This is a genomic window from Xenorhabdus beddingii (genome assembly GCF_002127545.1).
Classification (GTDB): Bacteria; Pseudomonadota; Gammaproteobacteria; order Enterobacterales; family Enterobacteriaceae; genus Xenorhabdus; species Xenorhabdus beddingii.
Map to the genome: position 1 here is coordinate 58,215 of NZ_MUBK01000020.1, position 11,786 is coordinate 70,000.

The 11,786-nt window shown below is 46.2% G+C and carries 8 protein-coding genes; 4 read left to right on the top strand and 4 right to left on the bottom strand.

Annotation, left to right across the window (positions count from 1 at the left end; all coding sequences use genetic code 11):
• Positions 1 to 177 precede the first annotated feature (177 nt).
• From arcB to Xbed_RS12530, 4 genes are all read left to right on the top strand, one after another.
• Positions 178 to 2,472 carry an aerobic respiration two-component sensor histidine kinase ArcB gene (arcB, locus tag Xbed_RS12515; RefSeq protein WP_422641359.1) on the top strand — a complete coding sequence of 765 codons (2,295 nt, stop codon included), beginning with the start codon at positions 178 to 180 and terminating at the stop codon, positions 2,470 to 2,472.
• A gap of 236 nt (positions 2,473 to 2,708) precedes the next feature.
• The gene (elbB, locus tag Xbed_RS12520; protein WP_086113253.1) at positions 2,709 to 3,362 is read left to right on the top strand and encodes an isoprenoid biosynthesis glyoxalase ElbB; all 654 of its coding nucleotides are present in this window, start codon (positions 2,709 to 2,711) and stop codon (positions 3,360 to 3,362) included.
• A 4-nt stretch (positions 3,363 to 3,366) separates the two neighbouring features.
• Positions 3,367 to 4,083 (top strand): monofunctional biosynthetic peptidoglycan transglycosylase, encoded by a 717-nt coding sequence (gene mtgA / locus Xbed_RS12525; RefSeq protein ID WP_086113254.1) that lies wholly within the window; start codon positions 3,367 to 3,369, stop codon positions 4,081 to 4,083.
• Between the two features lie 449 nt (positions 4,084 to 4,532).
• Positions 4,533 to 7,655, top strand: a complete 3,123-nt coding sequence (locus tag Xbed_RS12530; RefSeq protein WP_086113255.1) for an autotransporter outer membrane beta-barrel domain-containing protein — start codon at positions 4,533 to 4,535, stop codon at positions 7,653 to 7,655.
• A 90-nt stretch (positions 7,656 to 7,745) separates the two neighbouring features.
• On the opposite strand, the gene potD is transcribed toward Xbed_RS12530, so the two are convergent.
• The 4 genes from potD to potA all read right to left on the bottom strand — a co-directional run bounded on the left by potD (position 7,746) and on the right by potA (position 11,755).
• Complete coding sequence (potD, locus tag Xbed_RS12535) at positions 7,746 to 8,798, bottom strand: spermidine/putrescine ABC transporter substrate-binding protein PotD (RefSeq protein WP_086113256.1); 1,053 nt, start codon at positions 8,796 to 8,798, stop codon at positions 7,746 to 7,748.
• A gap of 221 nt (positions 8,799 to 9,019) precedes the next feature.
• Positions 9,020 to 9,799, bottom strand: a complete 780-nt coding sequence (gene potC / locus Xbed_RS12545; protein ID WP_086113257.1) for a spermidine/putrescine ABC transporter permease PotC — start codon at positions 9,797 to 9,799, stop codon at positions 9,020 to 9,022.
• Positions 9,796 to 10,656, bottom strand: a complete 861-nt coding sequence (gene potB / locus Xbed_RS12550) for a spermidine/putrescine ABC transporter permease PotB (RefSeq protein WP_086113258.1) — start codon at positions 10,654 to 10,656, stop codon at positions 9,796 to 9,798. Before potB ends, potC begins: the two co-directional genes overlap by 4 nt.
• Positions 10,640 to 11,755: a spermidine/putrescine ABC transporter ATP-binding protein PotA gene (gene potA / locus Xbed_RS12555; protein ID WP_086113259.1), complete on the bottom strand. Its 1,116-nt coding sequence runs from the start codon at positions 11,753 to 11,755 to the stop codon at positions 10,640 to 10,642. Before potA ends, potB begins: the two co-directional genes overlap by 17 nt.
• Positions 11,756 to 11,786 lie beyond the last annotated feature (31 nt).

The following is an 11,786-nucleotide window of genomic DNA, read 5'->3' on the forward strand; positions in this document are numbered from 1 at the left end:
AATTATTCTGTTTTTGTGTCTTTTTATTCCACCTGGGTATTGGGGATGATATCCCTCAACGAAGTTGGGTCTTTTTTAAGTTATGATTCAATCTGGTGACTTTGACTAGGAATGATTTTACTGGGAGCGGTTATGAAGCTAATTCGGGGGCTTGCCCAATATTATGTAGATTTGATGATGAAGTTAGGGTTGGTGCGTTTTTCGATATTACTTGCATCTGCGCTAGTTATTCTTGCGATCGTGATGCAAATGGCCGTTACCTTTGTACTGCATGGAGAAGTACAGCGCATTGACTTAATTCGCTCCGTCTTTTTTGGTTTGATGATTACCCCTTGGGCCGTTTACTTTCTTTCTATCGTCGTGGAGCAACTCGAAGAATCCCGCCAGCGTTTATCCAGTCTGGTCGCTAAACTTGAAGAGATGCGTCAGCGTGATGCGATATTGAATCTCCAACTCAAAGAAAACATTGCTCAATTGAATCAAGAAATCAGCGACAGGGAAAAAGTGGAAAAAGCCCATCTGGTATTGCTGGATAAACTTAAATTGGAAATGGAGCATCGTGAAAAAACGCAGATTGAGCTTGAACAACAGTCAGTGCTACTGCGCTCATTTCTAGACGCTTCGCCGGACTTGGTTTATTACCGTAATGAAGACAATGAATTTTCCGGCTGTAACCGAGCGATGGAACTGCTGACGGGTAAAAGCGAAAAACAGCTTATTGGCCTGACCCCGACGGAAGTTTACGATGAAGAAATTGCCAGCAAAGTGATGGAAACGGATGAAAAAGTCTTCCGCCACAATGTCTCCCTGACCTATGAACAGTGGCTGGTTTATCCCGATGGACGCAAAGCCTGTTTTGAACTCAGAAAAGTCCCGTTTTATGATCGTGTTGGAAAACGACATGGATTAATGGGATTTGGCCGCGATATAACGGAGCGTAAGCGCTATCAGGATGCTTTAGAGAATGCCAGCAGGGATAAAACCACTTTCATCTCCACGATTAGCCATGAGCTTCGTACGCCTTTAAATGGCATCGTCGGCCTGAGCCGAATTCTGATGGACACCGAGCTGACACCAGAGCAGTGTAAATATTTGGAAACCATCCATGTCAGCGCTATCACTCTGGGTAATATTTTTAACGATATCATTGAACTGGATAAGATAGAGCGGCGCAAAATCCAGCTAGATAATCAGCCGATCGATTTCACGGGCTTTATGGTGGATTTGGAGAACATTTCAGGGTTACTGGCGCAGCCCAAGGGGCTTAAATTCGTGCTTGAACCGGAACCGTCATTGCCGGTCAAGGTGTTGACTGACGGAACCCGCTTGCGACAAATCTTATGGAACTTGATTAGCAATGCGGTGAAATTTACTCCGAAAGGGGAAATCCGGGTTCATATCCGGCGTGAAGCAGGGGATCGCCTGTTATTTGAAGTGACAGATTCTGGCATCGGTATTCCCGCTGATGAGCTGGAGAAAATCTTCGCCATGTATTATCAGGTGAAAGACAGTGCCGGTGGACGCCCTGCAACCGGAACGGGAATTGGCCTGGCTGTTTCGAAGCGCCTTGCCCAAAGCATGGGAGGCGACATTGTTGTGACAAGCTCGCCGGGTAAAGGTTCTTGCTTTACTTTGTCTGTGGTGGCCCCGACCCTTGATGAACATGTTGAAGGCAAAGCCGAACCCGATACCCTGCCCCTCCCTGCACTCAACATTTTGTTGGTGGAAGATATTGAACTGAACGTTATTGTTGCCCGTTCGGTACTGGAAAAACTGGGAAATAGCGTTGATGTTGCCATGAATGGCCATGATGCACTGGCCATGTTTGATCCTGATGAATATGACTTAGTGTTATTGGATATCCAATTGCCGGATATGACAGGGCTTGATATTGCGCGTCAGTTACACCAGCGCTACTCCTCACAATCCTTACCCCCATTGATCGCCCTGACAGCCAATGTCTTAAAAGATAAAAAAGAATATCTTGAGGCGGGGATGGATGATGTCCTCAATAAGCCGCTTTCCGTCAAAGAGTTGACCGCTACGATGGAAAGATATTGGGGCAAGTCATCTGAATCTGGCCGCCAATTACAACAGACTGATATTGAGATGAAAGATGAAGCGCGGCTCGATACGGAAATGCTTAACCAATATATTGAATTGGTTGGGCCAAAAATGGTTGCTGACAACCTGACCATTTTTGAAACCATGATGCCAGGTTACCTTGCCTTGCTGGATTCAAACATGACCGCCAGAGATCAAAAAGGCATTACTGAAGAGGCACATAAGATCAAGGGAGCGGCAGGCTCTGTTGGATTGCGTCACTTGCAGCAGTTGGCCCAACAGATTCAGTCACCTGATTTACCGGCATGGTGGGATAATGTTCAGGAGTGGGTGGATGAGTTAAAGCTGGAGTGGAAGAATGATACAGAAACATTGAGAAATTGGTTGTCGGGCGCTACAAAAAAATAACTCCAACCGAAGTTGGGGTGCGCTAATACTGCGCCAACACCAGGGAAACTTATTTACCCGCTTATCTAAGATTTATTTTCAGTGCGAGTAATGAAAGAATTCTTCCATACAGAACACAGGTACCAACATAGCAAAGATAAGATTTTTTGTTACAAGATTCATTAAAATCTGTGATGAAGATTGGTGTTTAACCCTCTAAGGGGTTAAGCATTAATCTACTACAAATGGAGAGGAATATGAAATCTGTTGCCGTTATATTAAGTGGATGCGGAGTGTACGACGGAAGTGAAATCCACGAATCAGTCCTGACAATGCTCTCTTTAAGCCGTCTTGGGGCCAAAGTGTCTTTTTTTTCGCCTGATGAAGTACAACATCATGTTATTAATCACCTTAATGGTGAAGAACAGCAAGAAAGCCGCCATATTATGGAAGAATCCGCCCGTATAACACGGGGAAATATGCAGCCTTTATCTAAAGTGGATATTAATGAGCTGGATGCTTTAATTATTCCAGGAGGATTTGGCGCAGCCAAAAATTTATGTAATTTCGCATATAAAGGATCAGATTGCGAAATAAATAAAGAATTATTAACTATTGTGCAGTCAATGCATCAACAAGGCAAGCCGATGGGGTTTATATGCATTGCACCTGTTATGGTCGCTAAAATATTAGGTAAACCGATAAAAGTCACCATTGGCAATGATCCCGAAACGGCAGCTCAGATAGAGAAAATGGGCGGTATACACGTTGACTGTCCAGTTGATGATATTGTCGTTGATTTTAAAAACAAAATTGTGACAACGCCAGCCTATATGCTCGCTGAGTCTTTGTCTCAGGCAGAAAAAGGGATTGATAAATTGGTTAAGAAAATATGGGAAATGATTGAGTAATAGGATGAGAAATCCTTTTTCAATATTGTGGCGCTGGCTGAAAAGAATTGTCGCATGGATCACAGTTCTATGGATCGTTGCAGTCATCTCATTTTCATTTTTGCCGGTGCCATTTTCCATGGTGATGATGGAGCGACAAATGGGCGCCCTAATGTCAATTAATTTATCTTATGTTTCGCGCTCATCATGGGTCGATCAGAATCAAATTTCACCTTATATGACATTAGCCGTGATTGCCGCCGAAGATCAAAAATTCCCAAAACATTGGGGATTTGATTTTGACGCTATCGAAACGGCAATAGAACATAACAAAAAATATCAGACCCGAATGCGGGGTGCATCGACGATTTCCCAGCAAACCGCCAAGAATTTATTTTTGTGGGAAGGGCGTAGTTGGGTAAGAAAGGGATTAGAGGTGGGAATGACCACGGTACTGGAATTACTGTGGTCAAAGAAACGTATTTTGACGGTTTATCTCAATATTGCGGATTTCGGCAATGGCATTTTTGGTGTGGAGGAAGCGGCCCGGCATTATTTCGGTAAATCCGCCAAACAATTAACCGCGTCTGACGCCGCCTTGCTTGCGGCCGTATTGCCAAACCCCCACCGTTTTAAAGCCAATGCCCCGTCCGCTTATGTATTGAAACGCCAGCAATGGATTTTACGGCAAATGCAGTTGTTGGGAGGAAAAAATTATCTTACGCAAAATAAACTACGGTAAGGGCGGCGAAAAAAAACCGTAGAACGCAGTCTTGCCGATGCGAAATAACATCACGGGCATCGCTATGCTCATTTTCGCGGTTTGTCAGCAGTCTGTGGCGTGATATTCATATCACGCTATCACCCGCCATCTCTTCACCCGTCTATCACCATCCCGAAATATAGAAACCCCCATTTTGATTTTTCAAAACAACATGATTTGTTACTCTTTATTTAAAATATGTGTAAATAATAGTTATCAAAATGTGTCATTTTATGGTGTGTTTAGGTGGCGCAACAGGTAATGGTTTTGATTAAACACGCTTTTTTGATGAAAATCTAAAAATCAGCCCGTCTTTTTAATCTATCCCTGTTCTCAGAAAACGATCACTTTGATGGTTTCAACCCGCCTACGCAATAAAAAACATAAGGACTGGTATTTTTGCAAATCAACAATAGGTGATAACTAAGATGAAGAAGCGATATGAAATCCCTCGGAGTGCACTGACTACCGCACGTTTATCAGTTAAAACCCAGCCACGAGTACTTTATCACGCCATAGCTTGCTGTTTGGCAGCAACCAGCTTTGGCGCTTATGCGGAAAATTATGTTGAGAAAGGGCGGCTTGGCGATCCTGCCAGTTGGCATACCCCTGAGTTTGTCGCTGAATGGGGACTTGGTGCTATTCACGCTGACGCAGCCTATGCCAGAGGTTATACCGGTAAGGGGATCAAGCTGGGAATATTCGATCAGGTGGTTTATGCCAAACATCCTGAATTTGTGGGCAAAGACAAAGTCATCAACTTAGTGACTTCTGGGATACGTGAATATACTGATCCCTACATTAAGGTGAAAAAGGGTGATTCATTCAGTTATGGTGGAACACCATCCGTGAATGGGTACGGCAAGTTAGGGGCGCATGGTGTCCATGTTGCGGGGATTGCAGCGGGTAGCCGGGATGGTGGAAAAATGCATGGAGTAGCCTATAACGCCCAAATAATCGGTGCTGATAACGGCGATCCCGGCCCCGAAGATGGCATCATCTTAGGCAATGATGGTGGTGTTTACCAAGCTGGTTGGAATGCGCTGATAGAGAGTGGCGCTCGCATTATTAACAACAGTTGGGGGATTGGTATTGCTAAGGAACTTGAAAAGGGCGGAAAAGATCCTGACGCCGCTCATTTTACCTTAGCGGAGGCCCAGAAGCAGTTCGACGCAATCAAGCCAATTTTGGGTACAAAACCGGGTGGTGCATATCAGGGGGCAATTGATGCTGCACACAGCGGAATTGTAACGGTTTTTGCCGCCGGTAATAGTTATAACTACAGTAACCCAGATGCCATCGCGGGTCTGGCGTGGTTTGTGCCAGATATTGCACCAAACTGGTTAACAGTCGCCAGTTTGCAACAAGATCCAAATAGTACCAATAGTGAGCCTTATTCCATCAGCAGTTTCTCCTCCCGCTGCGGTTATACTGCCAGCTTTTGTGTTAGTGCCCCCGGTACCAAGGTATATAGCTCAATTATTAAAGGCACTGGGATGGATGATATTACTACTGATTATGATGCTTACAGCGGTACTTCAATGGCAGCACCACATGCTGCTGGTAGCATCGCGGTATTAATGGAGCGTTTCCCATATATGACTGGCGCCCAGGTAGCCTCTGTACTTCGTACTACGGCGACTGATATGGGAGAGAAAGGCATTGACGAAATTTACGGTTGGGGATTGATCAATCTCGGTAAAGCGATAAATGGCCCGGGTATGTTCTATACCGCCGAAGATATTCCTGAAAAGTTCCGCATTCCAGATCCTGATGGTGTAGCCTACGGCAATGGTCAGTTTGTTGCTGATATTCCGGGTATCGGTGCTGTACTCGATAAGGATAAACCGACTGAACGTGTCTGTAATACAGGCTTATGTGCTCAGGATCAATGGAGTAACGATATCAGTGGTCATGGCGGGCTAACTAAACAAGGCAAAGGTGAACTGATCCTCAGTGGTCAGAATACCTATTCTGGCTCGACGTTGGTTAAACAGGGATTACTGAATGTTAGCGGGAGTATTTCTTCCACCGTTTCGGTAATGGAAAGTGGTGTTCTTGGTGGAAATGGTACGGTTGGGGAGCTCAATGTACAGCATGGTGGTACTGTTGCACCGGGTAACGCCATTGGTACACTTAAAGCTACCGAAAAAATAACTTTTGAACCGGGTTCTCACTACGTTGTTGAAATCGCCGCTGATGGGCGTAGCGACAGCATTCAGGCTGAAAAAAGTGTACAGATCAATGGAGGGAAGGTTGCTGTTTCGCTTGAAAATACGGATAACTTGCTCTCCTTTAAAGAAGTGCGAAGCCTGACAGGTCAGCAATACAATATCCTTAATGCGAAACAAAATATTAACGGCCGCTTTGATAACGTCGTTCCGAATTATCTCTTCCTTGGCACTAAATTATCTTATCAGCCCAGTAAAGTGGCTCTTCATGTTGGACGTAATGATACTGCTTTTGCGGATGTGACTAAGACTCAGAATGAACATGCATTGGCAGATGCCATTGATACCCTTGGAAAGGGTAATCCAGTCTACGAAAGTATTCTGACGAGTCGTTCTGCGGAGCAGGCCCGATATGCAATTCGTCAGCTTGATGGACAGATCCATGCCGATATTGCTTCTTTGCTGGTTAACGACAGCCGTTATTTGCGCGATACCTTAAATGCTCGTTTGAATCAGACCGAAGGCCGTTCATTTTCACCTGATATTCATGGCGATGATAACGGTGCATGGGTCCGGTTGCTTGGTGCATGGAGCCACGCTTCTGGTACAGAAAATGCGAGTGGCTATCAGGCTTCCAACTATGGTGTATTCTTGGGCGCGGATACCCTTATTGATGAATATAGCCGTCTTGGTATAGCGACTGGTTACACCCGCACTTCTCTTGACGGTGGCAACAGTGCTACTGCTGACAGTAATAACTATCATCTTGCTCTTTATGGTGATCGTCAGTTTGGTGATTTTGCTTTGCGTACCAATGGCGGATTGACGTGGCATCGTATTGATACCAAACGCGCTATCAGCTACGGCAATCAGCATGACCATGAGAATGCAAAATATAGCGGGCGAACAGCACAAATATCTGCGGAACTTGCTTACCATCTGCCAGTAGGGGCTGTGGATCTGGAGCCATTTGTTAACCTGGCATATGTTAATTTCCGCAATGAGGGCATTAACGAGGATGGCGCTGCCGCAGCATTCCGTGGCAATAGCCAACATACTGATGCGACACTCTCCACATTGGGATTGCGCGCAAATCATCACTGGCAGACTTCATGGGGATCTTCAATAGCCTTAAATGGAGAATTAGGTTGGCAGCACCAGTATGGTGAGCGTGAACGAGCAACAGCTTTGTCGTTCCGTGGCAGCAACACGACGTTTTTGACCCGTAGTGCACCCGTTTCCCGTGACGGTATGGTGTTGAAAGCGAATGCGGAAATGAGCGCAAGTAACAACGTGTCATTTACTTTTGGCTATAGCGGGCTGCTGTCAAGTAGTCATCAGGATAATAGTATGAATATCGGTTTTAAATGGCAATTTTGATGATGGGCTGGGTGTAAGTATCTGATAAAACCAGATGAACTATGTGGGGTCAGCAATGCTGACTCCACAATAATTCAATGTGAATTCAGGTCACTGACCTGCTTTAAGTTTTTGGAAGTATTCTTCGTACAGGATATTGGCGTTGCCAACATCATTCTGCCACTCCCCTTTTTGGATCACCGCTTCATCGGGATACAGAGATTTATCTTCTGTCATTTCTTTCGGCAGTAATTTTTTCGCGGCCAGATTCGGGGTTGGATAACCAATTTTCTTGGCAACTTGCGCCGCAATTTCTGGACGCAACAGGAAGTTAATCAGCTTCATGGCGCCTTCAATATTCTTGGCATTGGCAGGGATTGCCAGACTGTCCATCCAGAAAATCCCGCCTTCTTTCGGCCAGATAATATCAACGGGTGTGCCAGCCTGACGAGCCACATAAGCTGAACCCGTCCACATCATACCGATATCAACCTCACCTTCCATAAATGGATTGGCTGGGTTGTCAGAGTTAAATGCCAGTACGTTTGGCACCAGTTTTCTCAGTTCCTGATAAGCCGCTTCAATCTCTTTCGGATCGGTGGTATTGCCGGAATAACCTAACTTCAACAATGCCATCTGGAAGACTTCACGGGCATCGTCAGTCAGGACTATGCTGTTTTTGTAGTCAGGTTTCCAAAAATCCGCCCAGGAGGTGAAGTTTTTGGGATCAACATTCTCGTTGTTGACGCCAATTGCCGTGGCTCCCCAAATATAAGGGATCGAATAATCGTTATTCGGGTCAAAAGATTTATGCAGCAAATTAGGATCGAGATTATGGAAGTTGCTCAGTTTGCTTGTGTCGATTTTGTGCAGCATCCCTTCTTTACTCATTTTTGAGACAAAGTAAGTGGATGGAACCACTAAATCATAAGCGCCGTCTTTATAGGTTTTCAGCTTGGTGTACATGCTCTCATTGGATTCATAGGTAGAATAAATCACCTTAATCCCTGTTTCTTTGGTGAACTGGTTGAGCAAACCAGGCGGAACGTATTCAGTCCAGTTGTAGAAATACAGCGTCTTGCCATCATTAGCGGCAACGGCATTCACCGGAACCATACTTAATGCCATCATCCCAGCGGCTAACAGATAAAACCACTTTTTCATGTTATGTTTTCCACACAGTTAGTGCGTTAGTATCGTATATAGGTTTCGCTTGAACCTACCCCCCAAAAAACGGCTATTATAGGAGCGACATTTCATGGGGTAAAGTGACTTATTTCTTGCTGAATTAACGGTTACGAAAGAAATTCTGATTGATTGGGGAAAAGGTACAACAATTGATGAGAAGCAAGCGTGGTCAACCTGCAACCACGCTTAAAAGAAGATTAAGATTTACCTGTGCGATCACGCATCACAAATTGGCTAATCAATACCAAAACCAGCGACATAAGTAACAAAATCGTTGCCAATGCGTTCACTTCCGGCGAAACCCCGACTTTTACCATCGAATAGATCTTGAGTGGCAGGATTTCATAACTTGGCCCCGTTACGAATGAGGAAACCACCACATCATCCATCGACAACGTAAAGCTCAGCAGCCAACTCGCCATGACTGCCGGCATCGCCAGCGGCAGGATGATTTTACGCAGGATGGTTAATTCCCCGGCGCCCAAATCGCGCGCCGCTTCCAGCATTTTGACGTCGAAGTCTTTCAGGCGGGAATAAACCGTGACAACCACAAACGGCAAACAGAAAGTAATATGCGAAAACAGCAGTGACCAGAACCCAAGTGAGATGCCGAGCAGCATAAACAGCACCAGTAATGAAATCGCCATGACAATATCCGGCGACATCATCACCACAAACAGCATCCCGCCAACAAATTTTTTGCCGCGGAACGAGTAACGATACAGTGCTACCGCCGTCAGGGAGCCTATCAACGTGGCAAACGTGGCGGAGGCTACTGCCATCGTCAGTGAGTGGCCTGCCGCTTGCAGCAGGCTGTCATTGGAGAACAACAGACTGTACCACTCGGTGGTAAAACCCTGCCAGCTAACGCCAAAGCGTGACTGGTTAAACGAGCTGACCAGCAGAATAATCATTGGGATATACAGATAAGCATAAACGAGGGTCATGAAACCCCCGCGCAAAAGGCGTCCGATCATTCCAGTTCTACCTTCTTGTTCAGCAGCTTAGCCGCACGATAGTAAACCAACAGCATCAGCCCCATGACCAGCGTCAAACAGATGCTGGTCGCCGCCCCAAACGGCCAGTCGCGGATATTCAGGAATTGGCTCTTAATCACGTTACCGATCAGCAGGTTCTTCGCGCCACCCATCAGGTCAGCCACGTAGAACAGCCCCATCGCGGGCAGCAATACCAGCAAACAACCGGCAATAATGCCCGGCATCGTCAGGGGGACGATAATGCGGATAAAGGTCTGCAATTTCCCGGCACCTAAATCGCGCGCCGCTTCCAGACAAGCATTATCCAGCTTCTCAATACTGGAATAGAGTGGCATCACCATAAAGGGCAGCAAGATATAAACCAGCCCCAGCACAACCGCTTCGGGGGTATACATAATGCGCAACGGTTTATCGATAATCCCGCCCCACAGCAGAAAATCATTCAAATAGCCACGGGTACTGAGGAACATCTTCAAGCCATAAATACGGATTAATGAGTTCGTCCAGAACGGTACAATCAGCAGGAACAGCATGAGCGGACGCAGTTTCTTCGGCATACGTGCCAGAAAAAAAGCGAACGGATAGCCAATCACCAGACAGCACAATGTCGCCACAATCGCCATATTCAGCGAGTGCAGCAACACTTCGGCGTACAATGGATCGAACAATCGCGTGTAGTTGTCCAGCGAAAATACCATCTGTACCAGATTGGCATCATCACGGGTCAGGAAGCTGGTTCCGATGATCATCAGGTTCGGCAGAAAGACGAACAGCATCAGCCACGACACCACGCCCGTAATAACGATATTCTGGAATAGCTTACGCGTCTTCTTCATCGATCAGCACAACCTCCCAGCTTTCTACCCAAGTGACGGCGATCTTCTGGTTTAGGGAATGGTCAACATCAGGATCATCTTCATTGAAGAATTCACTGACCATCACCATCTTGCCATTTTCCATTTCGACCACTGAATCCAGTGTCATTCCCTTGTAGTTACGTTCACGGACATAACCAATCAAACCCGAAACCTGCTCACCGTTATTGATCTCTTCCACGCGCAGGTCTTCCGGGCGCAGCAATACTTTCAGCGTTTGCCCGACGGTCACCGGCAGCGAAGTGAAAATATCACACTCGTGGCCTTCGACATTCGCGCGTATCCGCTGTTCATCAATACGATGCAACACTTCGGCATCAAAGATATTGATTTCGCCGATAAAGCGGGCAACAAACAGGTTTTTCGGCTCTTCATAAATTTCACGCGGAGAGCCATCCTGTTCGATACGTCCATCACGCATAACCACAATGCGGTCTGACATGACCAGGGCTTCTTCCTGATCATGGGTCACGAAGATAAAGGTAATGCCGAGCTTGCGCTGGAGCGCTTTCAGCTCATTTTGCATCTGCTTGCGTAACTTGTAATCGAGCGCGGACAGGGATTCATCCAGCAACAGGACTTTGGGTTTATTCACAACCGCACGGGCAATCGCCACACGCTGCTGTTGACCGCCGGAAAGCTGGGCGGGTTTGCGCTGGGCAAACGCTTCAAGCTGAACCATGCGCAATGCTTCCTCAACACGCGGAGTCATCTCTTTTTCCGGTGTTTTCTGCATTCGAAGGCCAAAAGCGACGTTTTCAAATACGGTCATGTGGGGGAATAAGGCATAACTTTGGAAGACCGTATTAACATGGCGGTGCTCGGCAGGAATATCAGTAATATCCTGTCCTTCCAGTAAAATTTTGCCGCAGCCCGCCTCTTCCAGCCCAGCAATCAGGCGGAGTACGGTGGTTTTGCCACAACCGGATGGGCCAAGAATGGTCAGGAATTCGCCATTGTTGATGGTCAGATCGAGCTGTGAAATAACTTGTTTACCGTCGAAGCCCTTACTCAAGGCTTTCAGTTCAACGAGTGGTGTCAGAGAGGTATTCTCAGTCATTTATGCTATCATCTATCCCTTGGAATAATGC